This window comes from Acinetobacter sp. CIP-A165 (genome assembly GCF_000367985.1).
Taxonomy (GTDB): Bacteria; Pseudomonadota; Gammaproteobacteria; order Pseudomonadales; family Moraxellaceae; genus Acinetobacter.
On the sequence record NZ_KB849202.1, the window covers coordinates 1068720 to 1090322 of the forward strand.

15 protein-coding genes and 1 pseudogene are annotated in these 21603 nt (G+C 39.3%); 3 read left to right on the forward strand and 13 right to left on the reverse strand.

Going from position 1 to position 21603, the window contains the following annotated elements:
• Window positions 1–184 precede the first annotated feature (184 nt).
• The 6 genes from F991_RS10535 to F991_RS10560 form a co-directional block, all read right to left on the reverse strand.
• Complete coding sequence (locus tag F991_RS10535) at window positions 185–1357, reverse strand: hypothetical protein (RefSeq protein WP_004671204.1); 1173 nt, start codon at window positions 1355–1357, stop codon at window positions 185–187.
• Window positions 1354–2697, reverse strand: a complete 1344-nt coding sequence (locus F991_RS10540; RefSeq protein ID WP_034595541.1) for a TolC family protein — start codon at window positions 2695–2697, stop codon at window positions 1354–1356. The genes F991_RS10535 and F991_RS10540 overlap by 4 nt, the downstream gene beginning before the upstream one ends.
• Window positions 2694–4280: a GH3 family acyl-acid amido synthetase gene (locus F991_RS10545; protein WP_004671208.1), complete on the reverse strand. Its 1587-nt coding sequence runs from the start codon at window positions 4278–4280 to the stop codon at window positions 2694–2696. Before F991_RS10545 ends, F991_RS10540 begins: the two co-directional genes overlap by 4 nt.
• Entirely contained in the window at window positions 4277–5098 is an 822-nt protein-coding gene (locus tag F991_RS10550; protein ID WP_004671210.1) for a hypothetical protein, read from the reverse strand. The genes F991_RS10545 and F991_RS10550 overlap by 4 nt, the downstream gene beginning before the upstream one ends.
• A 146-nt stretch (window positions 5099–5244) precedes the next feature.
• Entirely contained in the window at window positions 5245–6792 is a 1548-nt protein-coding gene (locus F991_RS10555; protein ID WP_004671212.1) for a DHA2 family efflux MFS transporter permease subunit, read from the reverse strand.
• A 24-nt stretch (window positions 6793–6816) separates the two neighbouring features.
• Window positions 6817–7884, reverse strand: coding sequence for an HlyD family secretion protein (locus F991_RS10560; RefSeq protein ID WP_004671214.1), 1068 nt, complete (start codon window positions 7882–7884; stop codon window positions 6817–6819).
• 677 nt (window positions 7885–8561) lie between these two features.
• Here F991_RS10560 and F991_RS10565 point away from each other — a divergent pair.
• Complete coding sequence (locus F991_RS10565; RefSeq protein ID WP_004671216.1) at window positions 8562–9437, forward strand: bile acid:sodium symporter family protein; 876 nt, start codon at window positions 8562–8564, stop codon at window positions 9435–9437.
• A gap of 121 nt (window positions 9438–9558) precedes the next feature.
• Here F991_RS10565 and hchA read toward each other — a convergent pair whose 3' ends face one another.
• The 7 genes from hchA to atzF all read right to left on the reverse strand — a co-directional run bounded on the left by hchA (window position 9559) and on the right by atzF (window position 19057).
• Window positions 9559–10434, reverse strand: coding sequence for a glyoxalase III HchA (hchA, locus tag F991_RS10570; RefSeq protein ID WP_004671217.1), 876 nt, complete (start codon window positions 10432–10434; stop codon window positions 9559–9561).
• Between the two features lie 97 nt (window positions 10435–10531).
• Window positions 10532–11545, reverse strand: a complete 1014-nt coding sequence (locus F991_RS10575) for an NAD(P)H-quinone oxidoreductase (RefSeq protein WP_004671218.1) — start codon at window positions 11543–11545, stop codon at window positions 10532–10534.
• A 7-nt stretch (window positions 11546–11552) separates the two neighbouring features.
• Window positions 11553–12422, reverse strand: a complete 870-nt coding sequence (locus tag F991_RS10580; RefSeq protein ID WP_004671219.1) for an AraC family transcriptional regulator — start codon at window positions 12420–12422, stop codon at window positions 11553–11555.
• Between the two features lie 150 nt (window positions 12423–12572).
• Complete coding sequence (locus tag F991_RS10585; RefSeq protein ID WP_004671220.1) at window positions 12573–12845, reverse strand: hypothetical protein; 273 nt, start codon at window positions 12843–12845, stop codon at window positions 12573–12575.
• Between the two features lie 58 nt (window positions 12846–12903).
• Complete coding sequence (locus tag F991_RS10590) at window positions 12904–13599, reverse strand: GntR family transcriptional regulator (RefSeq protein WP_004671222.1); 696 nt, start codon at window positions 13597–13599, stop codon at window positions 12904–12906.
• 11 nt (window positions 13600–13610) lie between these two features.
• Window positions 13611–17216, reverse strand: a complete 3606-nt coding sequence (gene uca / locus F991_RS10595) for an urea carboxylase (protein WP_004671224.1) — start codon at window positions 17214–17216, stop codon at window positions 13611–13613.
• A 14-nt stretch (window positions 17217–17230) separates the two neighbouring features.
• On the reverse strand, window positions 17231–19057 hold the full coding sequence (gene atzF, locus F991_RS10600; RefSeq protein ID WP_004671226.1) for an allophanate hydrolase: 1827 nt from the start codon (window positions 19055–19057) through the stop codon (window positions 17231–17233).
• 319 nt (window positions 19058–19376) lie between these two features.
• Here atzF and F991_RS10605 point away from each other — a divergent pair.
• Together F991_RS10605 and F991_RS10610 are read left to right on the forward strand one after the other, a co-directional pair.
• Window positions 19377–20365: pseudogene (locus F991_RS10605) on the forward strand (formylglycine-generating enzyme family protein).
• Window positions 20366–20612: 247 nt separating this feature from the next.
• The gene (locus F991_RS10610; RefSeq protein WP_004671230.1) at window positions 20613–21602 is read left to right on the forward strand and encodes a formylglycine-generating enzyme family protein; all 990 of its coding nucleotides are present in this window, start codon (window positions 20613–20615) and stop codon (window positions 21600–21602) included.
• Window position 21603 lies beyond the last annotated feature (1 nt).

Genomic DNA, 21603 nt, shown 5'->3' on the forward strand with positions numbered 1-21603 from the left:
GTCATACGACTCACTGCAACTCGTAATGATGGGCATTATTATAGAAGTATTTTATGAAATTGATAACTTTTGTCGGTTTTTCTAATGGATTTAAAAGGAATGGCTTAAAAATACGCCATATTGAAGCATGTTAAATAGAAAATGACTGCTCAATAAAACATTTCACAGCCATTTTGATTGAGCGTCAAATCCGCCCCACCTCAAGATATGGAATTAGGTTTTGATCAAAGCTAGGACGCGGATCTCCCTCAAAGCTAATAAAACCATGCATTCCAGTCAACCGTTCTCCTTTATAGAATTGATTCAGTTGAAAGCGTGGATCTTTATGCGATAGCGTAAAACTAACAGCACCAATACCCAGTTGCTTAGAGTGATGATAGGCATCTTTTAACATCTGATGATGCAAAGCCAGAGCTTTTGGGTGACACAATAACGTATGTAATACATGATATTTCACTGCTTCGCCACGTTTGGGCAAAGGCATACTTTTACTAAACTTGGTGTAAAGGTTATATATCGGTCTGAGTACACCAATCATTGGACTGTAATGTAATATTTTGGTTTGTTTCAGGCTGTGCTGATCCCATAACCCAAACATGCCAACCAGTTTTTCACCCTTAAAATACAGAAGAAAGTCCGATAGTTTTATGCCAGAAAAATAGCAATCTCCCTCAGCTAACTCTTCGAAATTGTAAGCAGGGATAAAATTATAGTGAACAGACATCTCAGCAATAAACTGATTCATCGCCTGTATATGTTCTAGTTTGGCTATACAAGATTGAATCTGCGCTATGTCCGTATGATGTGGGTTTGAATCATTCAGGAAAGTCGTAATTTTTCTTCGTGGGCCTAAATCTGTCAGCGTTAAAGTCTCAATGAGTCCTTCATCATAATAATCAGGCATACCTGTTTTAGGCGCTTGTATCGCAGCACGGGCTGCATGATTATCATCAAAAATAATCATCTGACTAAAATTAGGCGCATGCATATTTTCTTTTACATGTGCACCGAGCACCTTAACTAATGATTTTCCTCGATAGCGATGATCAACGCGCAGGTCACTGGCATATCGAAAATTCTGTATGCTGCGATTGACATAACACGGACGATAGCCATTGCTATAACAAGCCACTTTTTTCTGGCTCGCAGTGTCTTCAATCACCACATGTAATTTATGCTTATACAAAATATCGGATGCTTTAAAATAACTCGGCTCACGTTGAAAACTGATTTGAACCCCTTTCGTTGTCATCGGAACAGCGATCAATGCTCGCAAGGCTTGGTCATCTTCTAATGTTGCCTCTCTTGTAATGAGATGACTTTTTTCAGGCGGTTGTAATGCTGGATTTATATTCATTGTAGATTCACCTGTTCAGGATATTGATTAGACACCAGATGATTTAGCTCGCCCATTTGATCCAATAACTGATAAATAAATACGATTTCATCTTGTTCATTGACGATTTTCTGAGTTTGAACATCCAACAATTTTTGCTCTGTATTGAGTAAGTCAAAGGTTGTCTTGGTGCCTATTTCAAATTCTTTTCGTGTGTATAGCAGCGCGATTTCTGCTGCATCTATTGCATTTTTGAGCGCATTTTTATTTTGACGGATACTTAAAAGTTGTGCATAGGTCGTTTGCGCACGTTGATTCAGATCCAATTCTAGGCTTCTAATTTTCTGATTGGCGAGATCCACATCCGTTTGTGCTTTTCGCACATTGGCGCGATTTAAACCATCATCAAACAAAGGCATATTTAACTGTACGCCCACCATATAATTATTACTTTCAGAACCAATGTAACTCGCTTCTTCTTGTTTCCCAGCGCGACTGGTCAACATCACAGTTGGCCAAAGCTCACGTTTTGTTAAGGCGAATTGTTGCTCTGCCGCTTGCTTTTGATATTTAGCTTGGATAAGCGCAGGGTGATTTTTAGTCTTTGATAAAATCTCATCCAAATTATTTGTCAGATTCGGTGCTTGAGTGATTGGCACCAAATGATCAGCGCGAACACCAGTCACTTGATAAAATTGCGCTTCGCTAATGCTGAGGCTCGATTGCGCTTGAGTGACATCTGCTTGTCCTTGCGCGACCTGCGCCAAGACTTGAGCCAAATCTGCACGGGTAATCATGCCAACATCAAAGCGTCGTTGTGATTCAAAAAGCGAGCGTTGTAGATTCGCTAGTGTTTTTTTTCTAAGTGCTAAAATCGACTGCTTTTTGAGTACATCGGTATAGACCATCACTGTATTTAAAATCGTTTCTGATCGTCGATCGGAAAATGCATGGGTCTGTGCAGAAAGCTGACTTTGAGCGGCATCTACACCCAAACGATGACGACCTGATGTGTAAATCGGATAGTCCATCTGTAGTTGTAAGCTGCGACCACGCCTATTTCCCTCTGTCGGAAATAAAACTGTTGCCGGTGTCTCTATTTTTTCATAGTCCAACTGCCCCACCAAATTTACTTTTAAACCATCACGTTGTCTTGCTTGTTCAAGCATGGCAGTGGACTGATTGACACTTAAACGGCTCAGTTCTAGTTGGCTTTCATGTTTTAAACTCGCACTCAAGGCTTGCTCTAAAGTCATTCCATTGACTGCACCCGATATGAATAAAACACTGACAAACACTAAAGAATGAAGTTTTAACACTCGCTTTTTGAATCGCTGCACCTTGCATCCTCCTTGTTTCATAGCTGAGCCAAACTATTCAAGCTCACTTTTTTCAGAGGTTCTGGCTTAATATTGCCTTCAATGATGCCATCGAACATCACCAACTTTTTATAGGCATTCCAACCATTTTCTGCCTGTCGAATCTGTGGTTGATCTAGCTGTCCCAGATTTCGAGCAAGTTCATAATGAAAGTTTCGACGTAAAATATTATCGATATATTCATGATCAACCGTGTGATGAATATCTCCTTCAAACAATACACAGTAAAACGGTTTAACATGCTGCTGTGTATCAATCGCGAGCAACGAAATCGCTTTAGAATCCGTTTGATTTAAATGTGATAAAAGCTGTTGTGCTGTTTCAGGAGCTAGCTTTTCCCCCACAAGATCGACACCAAAACGACGTCCTTGAAACTCAAAACACGGTATTTGATCCAAGAAACCAGTCACAATTAAGCAGTCATCCAAACAATATCGCAATAAACCATTACCTGAGCTAATGATTGGACTAACAACATCACCCATTTTCAATGCCCAAGAAGGGATAATCTGCCCTTGTTTTTCGCCTTCTAGATATTCAAATTCATAAAAATGACTTTGATATGCCAGTGGGTAATGATCTGCATAAGGAATCGTAACCACCCCTTCGGTTGCCCACAAACCTTTGCCTTCAAACTGTACCGCAGGCAGTCTCTGTCGCAATTGATCCGCCCAAGCTTTTGAACCAGCGGTATCCCAACTTGAGACTAAACTTAGTTTTGGCCATAAGGCTTTAAAATCAATTTGCTCACCATCGGAGCAATCAATTAAACGTTCAGCACTTTCTGGACTATGCGGAGCATCAACTTGTTGCAAAGAAAGTTGACGCGCACCCCATGAACCACTGTATAGAACTTCGGCAACGTCTTGTTGCATGGCTTCCAACCGATCTAGCAATTGCAAAGCAAAAGTCGGACTCCACACTGAAATCATGGCTAAATTACGGTTTGCAACCAAATAACAGATTGTGGCGAATAAGGCATCATCAGCGTTTGCTGCAAAGGCGATATTACTCGGAACTGCTTGAGTAAACTTGGATAAGATGCGCTTACCTATACCGAGTAATGCACTGTCATCATTTAAGTTTTTATCTTTTAGCACTTCACGTTGGCTTTCAGGCAACCATGAAACTGACCAATAATGAGTGCCCGATTGTAATTGCGGACATTTACGATACATACTCGCTAACCAAGGTGCGATGGCATGGTCAAGTTCATCCAAAAATGCTTGGGTATAAGGGATAAATTTGATCTGTTCACTTGAACCACTGGTCGGCTGAAAACGGATCAATTTACTACTGGAAAGTGAGGATTTCTGTTCCCGATAAAGTTGAATATCCTCTCGCCATGCGCTATAACTCGTTGCAGGAAAAGATGCGACAAATTGTTCATAATCTTTGACATCGTTCTGTTTTGCCAAAGTAGATGATTGCAAAATAACACTTAAAATTTGACGTTGCGTTGCTTCGAGATCATTAAAACCCTTCTTAAACTTTTGATCTGCGATATCACACCAGTGTTTTAAAATGAAATGCGATCCAGAGGTCAGCCAGTCTTGATATCTCATTTGCTGGCTCCTCGTTGACGTGTGTGCTTGGTCACAATTACATCGCATCGACCTTTGCTGATCGGCTTCGAGATTAGTTTTGCTGGGAAACGGGCAATATCTTTCCAAGCCAAACGTCCAATACACGGTAACTCCGTTCCGACTGTCCAAGTTGGATTGAGTTGCTCAAAAAACTCAATTTTTGGATTTTTTATTCTCATCTCATCCGTAATTGGTGCGACTTCCCCTTTTAATGGTTGATAGTCATTACCAAAGTTTAATAAGCCGACTTCTTTGTCATAATATTCACCAAAGAAGTTCTCACAGTAATGTTCTACCACCGCTGACAAGTGTTGGTTTTCATCCATTATGTTTGGATAGTATGCATAATAATTATTTGCCAATAACAAGTATGTTTTATAACCTTTAGATATCAATAACCAATAAAGTTCATTAAATGGATATTTAACTCTTAACTTCATAATCAGTTTGAACATGGTACTTTGCAGGGTGCGAGTCCCCCAATATGCTCTTAAAATAACCGTATCACCACTAAATATAACGGTGTAATCTTTACCTTCAAAATAGAAATGTTGTACAGCGACCGTTGAAAAACCCACAATTTCATTACTTTCTTTGTTGAAAATTAATATAGCGCCACTTTTCTTTTGGAAATCTTCAACAAAGACTGAAAACTTGGTGTTTTCATAATATTGCTCATAAATTGAATACATCGTTTTCAATTTATCAATATCAATCTTCTCTTTTTCTATATATTGGCCATAAGTGCTTTCTTTATTGCTTAATTTAGAAATCAGCTTATATGTTGTCTTAATCATAGTTTTAACCTTTAAATTTATACATAAGTATTCTTGTCCCCAAGACATCTCGATACTTATATAACTATTATTTTTATTTAAAGGGCATATACAGAGATACACCTTTCCAGTTTTTTAATTAAAAAACTCACCCTCTAATATGTTTTTTACATATTCATTTTCTTCCCCCTATCCATAAAAAATGTAAGGAAAGCAGCAATGAACATAATGATCGACAGCATACGCAGTAAATCATTAAAACTTGATGTCAGTGCTTGATAATGAATATCTCGATAAATAATACTCAGCGCGATTTGCTGCGCATTTGAACCCACTTCTTGATATTGCGCGGTGAGTTGTTCAAGTCGTTCTACAAAAATCCAATTCTGAGGCGTCATATATTGATTTAGCTCAGTGACATGGATCGCCGTAAGCCAATCTAATGAAGAGTTGATTAAAGCAAGTCCCACTGCACCGCCAATATTGCGCATCAGATTATAGATACCGCTGGCATCGGCAACTTTACTCATCGGCAAGGTACTCATGGCTAAATGCGAAACCACAATCAAACAAATCATTAAGCCAATACCACGATAGATTTGCGGCCAAAACATAAAGTCATAATCGCTATGGATACTTAAATGCGAATTTAACCAAACACCAAATCCAGCCAAGATCATGCCGACAAAGACCGTTTTTCTAGTGTCAAAATTTGGAATCAACCATGCAAGGAATGGTGCAAAACAGAACATAACAACGCCTGTTACCATCATAATGTGGCCGATTTGACTACTGTTCATTTCCCGAACTTGCCCAAGAAAAACAGGAATCATATAACCTAAACCATATAGCGCCATGCCAATAACAAAGGTGATGATTGCACTTAAGGTAAAATTTTTATTCTTAAAAACACTCAAATCCAATAAGGGTTTTTCTTGAGTAAGACTCCGATAAAAGAACGTAATACCGCCGAGAATGCAGATAATAAATGCCATGCGCACTCCACTATCCACCAACCAATCATGTCGAGCGCCTTCATCTAAAAAGTATTCCAATCCCCCCAAGAACATTGCCATCGCAATGAGACCGATCCAGTCCATTGTTTTCAGCAAAGAATGATCAGCACGATCAATATCAGGCCCAGAGAAAATAATGGTTGCGATAATGATGCCTGGAATAATATTGATCAGAAACATCCAGTGCCATGAGAAACTATTGGTGAGCCACCCACCCACAGTCGGCCCAATAGCTGGTCCTAAAGTACTGATCATGCCAAAAAGCACCAGTGGCAAAGTACGTCTCGCTTCAGGAAATAATATAAATAAAGCGGTCATGGAAGTCGGAATCATACCTCCGCCCATAAAGCCTTGAATTGCACGAAATACCAATAAACTTTCTAAGTTCCATGCCATCGCACACAATAGCGAACTGATCGTAAATCCAACTGCGCAAATCGTGTAATAAATTCGTGTCGATAACACCCGCGCAATAATACTGGACATCGGAATAGCGATGATTTCAGCAATCAAGTACACAGTTTGAACCCATGTCACCTCATAGCGACTGGCACTCATACCTGCTTGAACTTCATTCAGAGAACTTGCGACGATTTGAATATCTAAAATCGCCATAAAATTGCCAAAAATCATGGCAATAAAAATCACCCACGCGACTTTGGTCGGGAACTTCCAGTCCTCATCTAAACGCTTATCCATGTTTAGCACCTAAAATCGTGATGATTAAGTTCTTAAATTCACGGTTGCTTTGACCGACATACCGGGTTTGATCAGATCGATATGAGCGTTGCTGTCTATCGCAATACGCACAGGTATCCGCTGAACGACCTTATTAAAATTGCCTGTTGCATTATCTGGTGGCATCAGTGAAAACGTTGCACCTGATGCAGGTGAAAAACTTTCGATTTTTCCGGTATAGGTTAAACTTGGATACGCATCTATTTTTAATTTAACTTCTTGACCAATATGCATTTTTTCTATTTGTGTTTCTTTGAAGTTGGCTTGAACATATAAACTATTTTCTGGAATAATCGCCATTAGTCTTGTCTGCGGGCCAACACGAGAACCTTTTTGTATCGCTAAACTCCCCACCTTACCTGAGACAGGGCTAGTCACTTTTGCAGATGCTAAATCAATTTGAAAAAGATCCAAGCTTGCTTTTGCATTTTGAATATCTGCCAAAAGTTGTGCTCGACCTGCTTGTAGGCTTCCGAGCTGCGCTTCTGCTGAATTGACGGTTGCTAATGCTTTGTTCAGTTGAGCTTGAGCAGAAAGATATTGGGATTGAATGCTGTCAAAGTTTTGACGCGTAATCACGCCGTCTTTTAATAAGTCTTGGTAACGGGCGTAATCCTTTTTCAAACGAGATAAATCTGCTTGTACAGCAAGCACCCCGCTATTCGCTTCATTAATGGTTGATTTTGCCGACCTTTCATTTTGTTGCTGAACAATAAGCGCAGCTTCTTTTAATGTCACCAAAGATTGGGCTTGATCATAACGTGCCTGATAATCACGCTGGTCTAATATGGCTAGGGTCTCACCTTGTTTTACAAACTGATTGTCATTTATGACTAATTCAACAACTTCACCCGAAATTTTCGGCATGACCCATGTCACATCGGCTTGGATATAAGCATTATCTGTAGATTGATAAAATCGAAAAACAAAGAAGTAGTACATTACCCCAATCAATAAAAATAGCGAAAGTAGTGAAAAAACGATCCAAGTAACTTTTTGCTTTTTTTGGACCTTCGTATCCGTTCCCACCTCTACACGAGCTATGGTATCCATATTTTATTCCACATGTTGTAATATAAATTCTTCTATTTCGATTTATAGATTTCTATAACTTTCACTTATTCAGGCCAAATAAATAGTTACAAATATCAAATTGGCGCAAATTATCATGCTCGATGTAATTTAGTGTCATTGACCACAATTAAGATACAGTTGTGCACTTATGCCAATTACTTTTCAAAAAAAATAAGTGAAACAATAATCATTACTATTTGTGCCTTGATCATAATACACCCAGCTAAACAGGTATATACAATTGTTTATATTGAACTTTTACTAGATAAGTGAACGCTATAAACCTGTCTAAAATCAGTCTAGATTGAACATTTTTCTTCAAGATTAAGACAGAACTGTCATCACCCTGAATCGTCGTAAATATGTAACCAAACATAGAAAATGAATGCTCAGTCTAAAAGTGACATATTAAAATTTTATGAAATTGTCGTAGAGTAGATACATTCCAATCGAGAAATGCACATATTAATAAGTGAAATTATTTAGTAAAAATAACTAAATTCATGGTGCATAAAGTATTGGTTTTTTAAATTTGTTGCTTGTGTCGTACCAGCTTTCCCAAGAGCGATACAAATCGAAGGATTCGATTTCGTACTGGGTACGACCAAACAACATCTTTTCATACAAATAATATCTATTAAAAGGAAAAAATGATTATGGATTCAGGATTGATCACACTTTTTTTACCTATCGCCCTTGCAATCGTCATGGCAGGTTTGGGTTTAGAGTTAACGGTCAAAGATTTCGCCAGAGTAAGTAAACATCCCAAAGTTGTACTGATTGCACTGTTCTGTCAATTGGTCTTATTGGTCGGCATAGCCTTTTTAATCTGTAAAATCTTAGCTTTACCACCACTTTTAGCTGTTGGCTTGATGCTACTTGCTGCTTCACCCGGTGGAACGACCGCAAATTTATTTAGTTATTTATATAAAGGTGATATTGCACTAAATATTAGCCTAACTGCGATCAATGCTGTACTCGCCGCCGTTTTTTTACCTTTTATCGTCAATTTCTCAATCCTACATTTTATGAATGAGGGTCAACAAGTTGGACTACAGTTTTCTAAAATAATGCAGGTATTTTTAATTATTTTAGTGCCTGTCGGTATTGGTATGCTTGTTCGTCACTATGCGCCGCATTTTGCTGAAAAATTGAATCGTCCCGTACGCATTTTTGCCGTCATTTTCCTCGTGATTATTATTCTAGGTGCAATCATCACAGAACGTGCAAATTTAGTAGAGTACATTGGCCAAATTGGCTTAGCCACTGCTCTATTCTGTGCGATTAGTTTATGCGTTGGTTATTTTGTTCCTCGTCTGCTCGGCATTAGCTCATTTCAAGCGCGTGCTTGTGCTTTTGAGATTGGTATCCATAACAGTACGCTAGCGATGACGATTGCGCTTACCGTGATGGCGAGCACCACCATTGCAATGCCTGCTGCGGTCTATTCTATTTTTATGTATATCTTTGCGACTATTTTTGGGATCTGGGTCACTCGCTTTGGTCCTAAGGACGCAGTCACAACACCCTAATAGATTTATTCTTTAATAAAAAACAGCGTATCAAGTGATACGCTGTTTTTTATTGTCACCTTGAAGTTTGACAAATCACCAACTTGAAGGAGGTTGTATTTCTTTGATGATGTATTTCTTTTTAAACAATATTTGTATCTGCTAATAAGGCATTTGCTGCAAGCTTACCTAAATTGTTTGAAGCCAAAGGGCTGTCACCTGTTAATAATTTTCGATCTTGATGAACTTGACCTGTAATTCCTTTATTTAGGATTTCCACACCGAGTTTCTCTAAACTTTCACCAACCAGCCACGGTAGTTGACCCGGCATGTAGCCAATATCTATATTAGCACCTGTATCTAAAGCATCTGGAAACACACAGGCTTGATAGCCTTTAAAGAGATAATCGTTTGGATCTTCATCGACTGCCGCTGCAAGTAATGATGCTGGACCATGACAAAGTGTGATCACATATTTATCGTTTTCAACAGCCCACTTCAACACGGATTTAACGTCTTTACTATGCGGTATTTTTACCATTGCGCCATGCCCACCCGGAATGAAGATACCAACATAAGGAGAGTCTTTACTCAGTGCTTTATCCAAAATATCGGCTAATTTCAGGGGTGCTTTAAGTTGTTTCTCATACTTCTTATAGGTATCCAAAACAACTTGCTCTTCTTTGGGCATCGCCCACATTTCAAGTTTGACTGGATTGCCTGACAGCGTTGCAACATCAAATGCAAAACCTGCACTGTCTAAATGAAACATCGGTAATAACATTTCAACAGGGTGATTACCTGTAGAAAAGAATTTCTCATTTTGCATCAAGATATAACGTTCATCCGTTGCGATCATAAGAATTTTTTTATCGCCTTGATACGGATTTGGATAGGTTGTTCCATCATAATCCGTTTTAGGTGCTGTGTACTGACTCAATGAATATGGCGATGGGAAAAAAGCATTATCTTCAGCAACATCAGGCGTTGGGTTACGATCATCAGTATTAGTTGTCATTTTGAGTGTCCTCATAGGATTGTTTTATTTATACATACTGCTCAAGATTTGGGTCATGCTCAACTGATCTGCATAAACAGGCATGTAATGAATATAATTAGGCAAATTCAGCTTTAACTTCGAGTACAACTTTGCCAATATGTTGACTGCTCTCCAAACATTGATGAGCTTGCGCGACATCTTCAAAAGCAAAAGTTTTATAAATAATTGGTTTACATTGACCTGCTTCAATCAATGGCCATACGTATTGCTCAAGGTCTTCGGTAATTTCTGCTTTTTCTGCGTTGGTTCTCGCTCGCATGGTTGAACCTGTAACAGTCGCACGTTTTAACATCAATTCTTGTATATCAAAGCCATCTACTTTTCTGCCACCCATAAAGCCAATGATGACCAGTCGACCATCTCGTTTTAGCAAGCGTAAATTTTGATTAAAGTAAGATGCGCCAATAATATCCAAGATCACATCGACACCTTGACCATCGGTGCGTTCTAAAATTTCTTTTTCGAAATCCTGAGTTTTATAATTGATGACTTGCGACATTGAAGCTAGTTTTTCGACCTTGGCATCACTGCCAACTGTTGAAAAATTTTGAATTCCCATCGCATGACATAGACTAATCGCGGTTGAACCGATACCACTTGCGCCACCATGAATTAAGACAGTTTCATGATTTTTTAACTTCCCAATCTGAAATAGATTTGCCCATACAGTAAAGTAAGTTTCAGGAATAGCTGCTGCTTCTACAAAGCTCATATTTTTGGGAATAGCTAAAGTTTGATTCTCTGGCACAGCACAATATTCTGCATATCCACCACCATTGGTAAGTGCGCAAACTTTATCGCCGATTTTAAATTTTTGTACCTTTGAACCTATTTGTGAAATGATGCCAGCAACTTCTAAACCCGGAATCTGTGTCACGCCTTTCGGCATCGGATAAAGCCCTTGACGTTGCAAAATATCAGGTCGATTAATGCCTGTAGCATAGACTTCAATGAGCACTTCATCTTCTTTAATCTCTGGACGATCGCCTTGCACAACTTTTAAAACTTCTGGACCGCCCGCTTGAGTAATTTCGATATATTTCATTTGATCTACACTATTTTGATTCATGATTTGTTTATTCCTTATTTAACTCAGTCTGATTAGGAGAAAAACCAAACTGTTTTTTAAATTCTCGACTAAATTGTGATGAGCTTTGATAACCAACAGCATAAGCGGCTTGAGCAACGCTTTGGTTTTCGTTTTGCAACAATTGTTTGGCCTTATGCAATCGAACGACTTTGAGGTATTGCAAAGGCGGATGTTGGGTGACTTGTTTGAAGGCTTTATGGAAAGCGGAAGTACTCATATTGGCTTGCTCAGCAAGCATTTCCACTGTTAATTTTTCTGTAAAATGATGTTGAATATATTCACAAATTTTATAAATTGGTCTTAAATTTCCTTGAGCCACTAGCCCTTTTAAAGCATCTGCACCTGAGTGTTGAATCACTCGATATAAGAGTTCTCGTTTTATTTGATCACCTAAAATCAAAATATCTTGCTCAGATGTAAGCGTATTGAGTAGCCTAAATAATACACTTGAGATGTTCTGATCATACTGAATGACGCTCATTCCCGTCGTTAACGGCTTAAACTGATAATTCTCAAAATAGGTCTTTGCCAATAATTCATTGACAGTATCAGCCTCTAATTTCATACCAATCGCAATCATGGGGAATTCAGGACTTGCAATTGTGTCGCAATCAAATGGCATCGATACTGAAACGATTAGGCATTCTCCTTGTTGAAATGAATAGGTTTCTGTTCCGATATAGCCACGTTTTTGACCTTGTAAAACAAAAACTAAAGTCGGTTCTTGCAATACAGCAATCGGCGGTGTGTCATGATCGACTCGCATCAGGGTAATGCCATTGATTGCCGTAGTAAAAAAGCCTTCTTTATGAACGATTTTTAGAAAGAGTGCCGTGAGTGTTTGATCATTCATCATGTTTCATCTGATGATTGGAAGTTTGATCTTTATTATTAAATAGAAAAGTAATGAAAGATGTTAGTTTTATGCAGGATTAGGCATGAAAAATAGATTTTTCATGTTTATACTATGATTTAAACATCTTACGTTAAAATACTAATAAAGTTTTTATAAGTTACTATGTTTGTCATCTATACCAAGAATTGATCTAAGTCGGAAAATTTCTGATACTAATTTTGGAATATCTTGTTTTGCATGTGCAATAAAATCTTGTTCAGCAACAGTTCCACCACTTAATTCAATATCTTCACCATTTGTCATAATAAAACTAGACCCAGATTCATAGTCTCGACCTTCCACATAAGAAATCCAAGGTCCATCGGTTGCATTTAAACAGCGCTCTAAAATTTCTTCCAAACTTTCTTTTGATAACCCTTCCATTCAAACTCCCTTTAGTAAAACTTTAGTATTTTTTTTATTTGTTATAAAAAATATAAACTCAATAAAACTGACTCGAATCTAACATCTGTAAAGTAATTTTTTTCACTTCATCGCGACTTTGCATAATATGCGCTTCAATCGCATGGATTGCTTCATCCACTTTGCGATCGAAGATAAAACTGAGTATTTTCTGATGTTCTTGATAAGTTGCTTCTACACGATAATCTTTGGAAAAATCCAAACGACGGATAATACGGATGCGCTCACTCAAATCACGATGAATCCTTGCCATTTCATTATTTCCAGAGGCGCGAACTAAAGCACAATGAAAATCTTCATCTTGTTGTGAGAGTTGTTTGATGTCTTTTAAATATTGATGCGATTCTATCATCCATAAATCTTTTAAAACGGATAATTCAACAGAGTTTTGATGATCCATCTTACAAAGTTTACGAATCGAATCTTTTTCTAACACGATCCGCACATCATAAAGTTCTTCATAATAACGAAAATTGAGCGGTCGGATTTGCCAACCGCTACGAAAACTCACATCGACATAACCCTCTTGTTGCAAACGATATAAGGCTTGTCGGATTGGGGTGCGACTCACATCATAAGCTTTTGCAACTTCAGATTCTGTAAAACGTTCACCCGGCATCAGTTTGAAATCAAAGATATCATTCTTGATGCGTTGGTAAACTAGCTCAGACAAGTTGTCTGAGCTCTTTGTTGTTTTTATTTTGGTTTCTTTCATGCAGCCTTGCCTTATTCCATATAGACCAGTGGCTCGCCACTATGTACCGTTTGCCCTGCTCTGCAAATAATGGCTTTCACGATGCCATCTTCTTCTGCATAAACAGGAAGTTCCATTTTCATTGCTTCAATAATAGCAATAGTCTCACCTTTTTTAACCTCCTGACCGCTTTCAACAAAGATTTTCCAGATATTGCCAGTCATCGATGCGTTGAGGGATGAAAGATGGCTATAGTCTGCACTATTGCAAAGTTCAATCTGTTCTTCTGGCTGAGCGGCAAACTCTTCTTTCCAACGACTCACTTCTGTGGTAAATGCTTGTTGCTGCTTAGCTTTAAACTCAGCAATACTTTTCGCTTCATTTTCTAAGAATTTTACATAGTCTGCATAATCAAATTCAGTTTCTTCAATCTGAATTTGCGCACGACCATTTTCAAAATCTGCACGCCATAAATTCAGTTCATCTTCAGACACTTCAAAATATTTAATTTGATCAAAAAATTGCAAGAACCATTGCTTATTACCAAATTGTTTATTTTTCTTAAACTTGTTCCAAATCGGTAAAGTACGACCAATAAGCTGATAGCCTCCCGGTGAATCCATACCATAGATACACATGTACATACCGCCAATCCCCACTGTTCCCTCTGCGGTAAAGGTACGTGCAGGATTGTATTTAGAACTGAGTAAGCGATGACGTGGATCGATTGGCACGGCACATGGTGCAGTCAGATAAACATCACCCAAACCAAGAATTAAGTAATTCGCATCGAAAATAATATCTTTGACTTCATTACGATGAGCTAAACCATTAATTCGTTGAATAAAATCAACATTACTTGGTAGCCAAGGCGCTTTGGCACAAACACTTTCTTGATAACGCTCAACAGCCCCTAAAGTTGCACTGTCTTCAAATGCCATTGGCAAATGCACGATACGTGATGGAATTTTTAACTGACTCAAATCGCCCATTTCTTCTTCAAGTTTAAGTAATTGAGTAATCAGTTCTGATTGTGGAATTACTAAGCCATCATATTTAATTTGCAGTGAACGTACACCCGGCGAGAGTTCTAATACGCCATCGATATTTGCTGCACGAATCATTTGAATCAATTGATGCACACGTAAACGCAACGCCAAATCCAAAACGTTTTCGCCGTATTCTAAGAGAATATAGCTATCACCTGCTTGGCGATAAACTGTTTTTGGTGATAAATCGGTTGGTTCGCGTTGTGCCAAAATTGTTGTTAACACATCTTGAGTTGGCTCAATCGTCTCCACGACTTTGGTCGCATCAGCAAAGTTTTGGATATTTTCAATTTGCTTGCGTTCTAATTCATTGGCTTGTTCTACCGTGATTGGATAGAAACGAATTTTATCATCTGCCTTTAACTGCCCAACTTTCCAAAGTTCTGCTTTGGCAATGGTTACAGGACATACAAAGCCACCTAGACTCGGACCATCTTTTGCTAAAATAACAGGGAAATCACCAGTAAAGTTGATTGCGCCAATCGCATACTCACAGTCATGCACATTGGATGGATGTAAACCTGCCTCACCACCATTTTCTCTTGCCCAGCTTGGTGTCGGACCCGATAAACGTACACCTAAACGGTTAGAGTTGAAGTGTACTGTCCATTCAGATGCAAAAAACTCTTCTACATATTCAGGCTTGAAGAAGTCAGGTGCGCCATGTGGACCATATAAAACTGCGATTTCCCACTCATTGCCATATTCAGGAATCAGATCAGCCGATAATGCTTGAGGCACGTCAGTTGCAATTGGAAGTTCTATACTGGCAAATGTTGGATCAACCATTTTAATCATGTCACCGACACGTAAGGTACGACCTGCATGCCCCCCAAAATTACCAAGTGCAAAAGTAGAGCGACTGCCCAGATAAACAGGCACATCTAAGCCATTTCTCACAGCTAAATAAGTACGACAGCCTGTTTCAACTTGACCGATTTTAAGGATTTGCCCTGCTTTGACTTCAACAGGTTGCCAAAAATCAATTTTTTCATTATCCAAGAATGCTTTACAACTCGCTCCGGCTAAAGCGATGGTTGTATCCGCATGGAATTTTAATGTTGGTCCGACTAAGGTAAACTCAAAACCTGCGGCTTTAGAGTCATTTCCCACAATACGATTGGCAAGTTGAAAGGCATAATCATCCATTGGACCTGATGGTGGCACACCAATATCCCAATAGCCTGTACGACCCGGATAATCTTGAATTGAACTCAAAGTTCCTGCTTGAACCACTTCAATCACGTTTGGCGTATAGTTGAAGTCATCCAACATACGTGTCCAAATCTGCATGGATTCAAAACGTTCATCAGAAATAATGGCACGCGCATAATCTAAATTGGTGCTGATCCCATTTAAACGAGTTTCAGCTAAGACAGTTCGTAGTTTTTCAATCGCAGCAGCACGATCTTCAGCATGAACGATGATCTTGGCAATCATTGGATCAAAATATTGCGAAATTTCTGTACCTGTTTTGACCCAAGTATCGACACGAATTCCTTCTGGAAAACTCACTTCTGTCAAAACACCTGGACTTGGCTGGAAATTTTTCACAGGATCTTCGGCGTAAACTCGTACTTCAATCGCTGCACCTTTAGGCTGAATATTGCTAAGGTATGCCCAATCAAGTTCATCACCAGCAGCCACTTTGAGCATGCATTCAATGAGGTCTAGACCCGTAACCATTTCAGTGACTGGATGTTCAACCTGTAAACGCGTATTTACTTCAAGAAAATAAAACTCATCTCGATTTGCATCATAGATAAATTCTACCGTACCAGCACTGCGATAATTGACGGATTTACCTAACTCTACCGCAGCTAGATGCAGTTTTTTACGGGTTGCTTCAGGTAAGTTTGCTGCAGGCGTTTCCTCAACCACTTTTTGGTTTCGACGTTGCAAAGAACAATCGCGCTCACCAAAAGCAACCACTTGCCCTTTGCCATCACCAAAGATTTGCACTTCGACATGACGTGCTTTATCAATAAAACACTCAATAAATACGCCAGCATCTTTAAAGAACTGTTCGCCTAAACGTTTGACACTTTCATAGGCATCGGTCAATGCTTGCGGGGTGTCGCAACGGGTTAAGCCAATACCACCACCGCCAGCGGTACTTTTCAGCATAATTGGATAGCCAATACGATCAGCAGCAGTCAATGCTTCTTCTAAACTATCCAGTAATCCTGTCCCTGGTGTCATTGGCACATTCGCCTCTGCGGCCAATTCACGGGCACGATGTTTTAAACCAAACTCTAAAATTTGTTCGGCAGTTGGTCCCATAAAGGCAATATTATTTTCTTCACATGCACGTGAAAAATCAGCACTTTCTGAGAGGAAACCATAACCCGGAAAAATCGCCTCAGCACCCGTTTGTTTAGCAGCTTGAATTAATTTCTCAATACTTAAATAAGTATCGGCTGGTTTTAAGCCATCCAATGCAATTGCAATATCAGCATCTTCAACATGTTGTGCATAACAATCGCTATCTGAATAAACAGCAACACTAGTCACGCCTAATTTTTTCAGTGTGCGAATCGCTCGAACAGCAATTTCACCACGGTTTGCAATAAGTACAGTTTTAAACATGATGACTCCCCCAATTAATTCGCTGTGTTTGCTACTTGATTGTTACGATGCTGGATATAGGCTCTCCATCCACCAAAATGACTAATATTCTCTGCATCATCTATGCCATAAGGCTCACAAATAAAGCCTTTGACCCAACGACCATCTTCCAACTCGACATTGCCCATGCCCAAAGGGGTTGGGATCTCTGCTACAAACTCGCCAAATCGAGCGGTTGGAACATCCCAAAGTTCAACAATGATGCTTTGACCGTCTTGTTGACGAGCTAAGCCTGGTTTTGGCGGAACTGTGCCGTTTAAAGCATAGAGGGCATAATTTTTAGAGGTTTTTGTGGTTTCGATATGCACTGCATCACGCGTGGTCAATTGAAAATTTAATGGCATTCCGGTGAGATGCGCACCGACCACAGCAACACGGATATGATGAGGAGAAACTGGAGTTACAGAACCTAAAGGCTGAGTCTTATCTAAAGCACCTAATTTCAGTGCTAAGTAGTTTTGCCATGCCTTACCGAAATGAACTAATGCGGCATCGTGCCAAGCTGGGGCAATTAAGGTGATGCCAAAAGGTAAATGATCCGCTCTAAAGCCTGCTGGTAATGCCAGTGCGCTGAGATCAGCTAAATTGGTAAAATTGGTATATGTACCAAAGTGAGCGTTATATTCAATTGGATGCTGTTGTACTTGCTCAATGGTGTAAATGGTCGGTGCTGTTGGAACGATTAAAGCATCAAACTCAGCGAGTTTTGCTTGAATTTTTCGTGCTAAGTCTTGTTTTAAATATTCAGCATTGTAGGCATCGACAGCAGAATATTTTTCGCCGTTTTTAATAATTTCAAGTACTGTTGGATCAAAATCTTTTGCATTGGTTTTGAGTAAATCCTCGACCGCCGCAGTACGCTCTGCGACCCAAGACCCTTGATAAAGTTGCGCTGCCAGTTTTTCAAAATCTGAAAAATCAATCTTGGTGATTTCAGCGTTTAAACTTTCCAGCAATTGTACGGTTTGTTGAAATGCTTTTTCAGCTTGCTGATCACCAAAGAAATTCAGTTGGTTTGGAATTGCAAATTTTAATTTGCTAGAGAAACGTGCAGGCACATTTTTAGGGTGCTTACGTGAATAGCTATCCAGAACATCGTAGGCTTCGATTTGATGAGCGACTAGATCTGCATCGGCAACCGTTAAAGCAAATATCGAAATACAATCGAGACTTTTACACGCAGGTATTAAGCCACGGTTTGAAAAACGCCCTTTGGTCGGCTTTAAACCGACAATATTATTAAATGCCGCTGGCACACGACCTGAACCCGCCGTATCTGTACCCAATGCAAATGGCACGAACCCACGAGCTACAGCACTTGCTGAACCTGAGCTTGAACCACCACTGACATATTCAGCTTTAAATGTATTTGATACTGCACCAAATGGCGAACGTGTCCCCACCAAACCTGTAGCAAACTGATCAAGATTGGTTTTTCCAATCACAATCGCACCCGCTTGTTTTAACAAACGAACTGTTTCTGCATCTTGTTCTGCTATCTCGGTTAGTGCTTTACATGCGGCTGTCGTTGCAAATCCAGCAACATCAATATTGTCTTTAACTGCAAATGGCACGCCGTAAAGTGGAAATTGTTTATGCAGATTCTCAGTATCTTGAGTCGAGTGATTCAATGCTTGGATTTGCTGTTCAATTTGATCTACCGTCGCAATTGAAATCCATGCATTGTCTTGAGGGTCAATTGCTGCAACTAAATCTTTTAAAGTATCGAGCTGAATCTCTTTTTTTAAGTAAGCCGTTTGCCATTCAAAAATTGTCCAGCCTAAAGTTTTAATTTCGTGCACTTTATGAATCCTATCTTGTATACAAGTTTGAATTAATAAAAGCAGAAACCATGCCATAATTATTTTTTAATATAAATCATGTGTTTATGTTTATGTGATTTTTAGGTCTGATAAATATGCTTATTATTGGTGCTGAAATCACTGTTGTTGCACAATTCTAGAGATAATGCTGAGAATGAAATTTTTATCTAGCATTTCCAAAATCAGAGACTGTTCATCAAAATCAGAAATAGATAAGCTGAGCTTTTAATGCTTAAACACAACGTTTCTTTTCAATCTCCATAAACTCCCTTAAAATTTGGGCAATATCTGCAACCTAATGATTTTAAAAAAGATGATTAAACAAAACCTTGCGATCATTCTACTTTCTAGTATTGTCTTAACAGCCTGCGCAAAACCCGCGTCAAATCCAAATCAAAATGTACAAACACCAACAACCAAAGCAAATCTATCTGCTGAACAACAAAAGCAATTGCAACAACTGTTAGAAAAAACCAAAAAGAATCTCATCTTTGTGAAAGGTGGAAACTTTATGATGGGTGACTTTGGTCCTGAACATAGTGTCGATAAACTTCCCTATGCTGGCGGAGACAGTAGCCCCTTACACAAAGTCACTTTGGATGATTTTCATCTCAGTGCCACCAAAGCCACTTATGCCGATTTTGATGTCTATACTGATGTCACAGGGCAAAAAAAGTAGGAGTCTTTGATGAGTTTTCAATCAACTATCGTGCCCCAACAGCTGCGGCAGGCATCAATTGGCAGCAAGCACGTGATTATTGTCAATGGCTCGGTCAACAGCTCAACTTAAATATGGATTTACCAACCGAGGCGCAATGGGAATATGCCGCGCGTAATCGTGGGCAATATGTTCTCTTCGCCACAGACAACGGCAAAATCGATATTGGTCGTAATATTTGGAGCTTCGAACAACGACAACAATCACAAGATAAATTTAGAGTGTATAAAAATATCTCTATATTACAACAATTTCCGCCAAGTCCTTTAGGTCTGTACGACATGCTAACGGATAATTATGAATGGATGCTGGACTGGTACGATCCTGAGTACTACAGTAAATCTCCCGAAAAAAATCCGCAGGGTCCAGCGACAGGCACTCTAAAAGTGGTCCGCAGTTCTGCACCTGATGATGGGCAAAATATGCACATGGGGGGGAATGGTTTAACCATACAACGCCATGCCATGCATCCTGTTGCTTATCCTAAACTAGTAAAAGAATCTGCAAATGAGAAGTATTATTTTGATTTTAATCTAAATAACTCAGTGCGTTGTGCAGCCAATCCTTGATCATTTTCAAGGTGTACCCTTAAACATGGTACACCTTAGACTCCTCAGATTGATCCTGTTCAAATGGTGCTAATATTTCAAGGTTACTCGCCATCAGTGGTTGCTCCTCAAACCCGCTCGATATGCCCTGCCGTATTTTAAATTACACCCCGGGTGCACAGATAACATTCCGTTTGGAATACTTAACACAATGTTTCTTTTCAATCTCCATAAACTCCCTTAAAATTTAGACAATATCTGCAACCTAATGATTTTAAAAAAGATGATTAAACAAAACCTTGCCATCATTTTACTTTCTAGTGTGGCGCTATCCGCTTGTGCCAAACCCACTTCAAATCCTAATCAAAACGCACAAACACCAACAACTAAAGCAAATCTATCTGCTGAACAACAAAAACAATTACAACAACTGTTAGAGAAAACCAAAAAGAATCTCATCTTGGTCAAAGGTGGGACCTTTATGATGGGTGACTTTGGTCCTGAACATAGTATTGATAAACTTCCTTATGCTGGCGGAGACAGCAGTCCTCTACACAAAGTCACATTGGATGACTTTCATCTCAGTGCCACCAAAGCCACTTATGCCGATTTTGATGTCTATACTGATGTCACAGGGCAAAAAAAAGTGGGGGTCTTTGATGAGTTTTCAGTTTCTAGACGAGTTCCTATTGCGGCAGCAGGTATCAATTGGCAGCAGGCACGCAATTATTGCCAATGGCTCGGTCAACAGCTCAACTTAAACATGGACTTACCGACCGAGGCGCAATGGGAATATGCCGCGCGTAATCGTGGACAATACGTCCTGTATGCTACCGATAATGGTAAAATCGATATTGGTCGTAATATTTGGAGCTTTGAACAAAGAAAAGCCTTAGTAAAAAAATATAAAGCAGATATAAATGTGCCTGAATTACAGCAATTTCCACCAAGCCCTTTAGGTTTCTATGACATGCTAACCGATAACTATGAATGGATGCTGGACTGGTACGATCCTGAGTACTACAGTAAATCGCCTGAAAAAAATCCACAAGGTCCAGCAACAGGTACCTTAAAAGTGGTCCGTAGTTCTGCACCTGATGATGGACAAAATATGTACATGGGGGGGAATGGTTTAACCATGCAACGCCATGCCATACATCCTGTTGAAGACCCTGAACGTGCTAAATCAGAACTTGTTAAAAAATATAATCTAGATCTAAACAGACATAACTCAGTACGTTGCGCTGCCAATCCCTAAT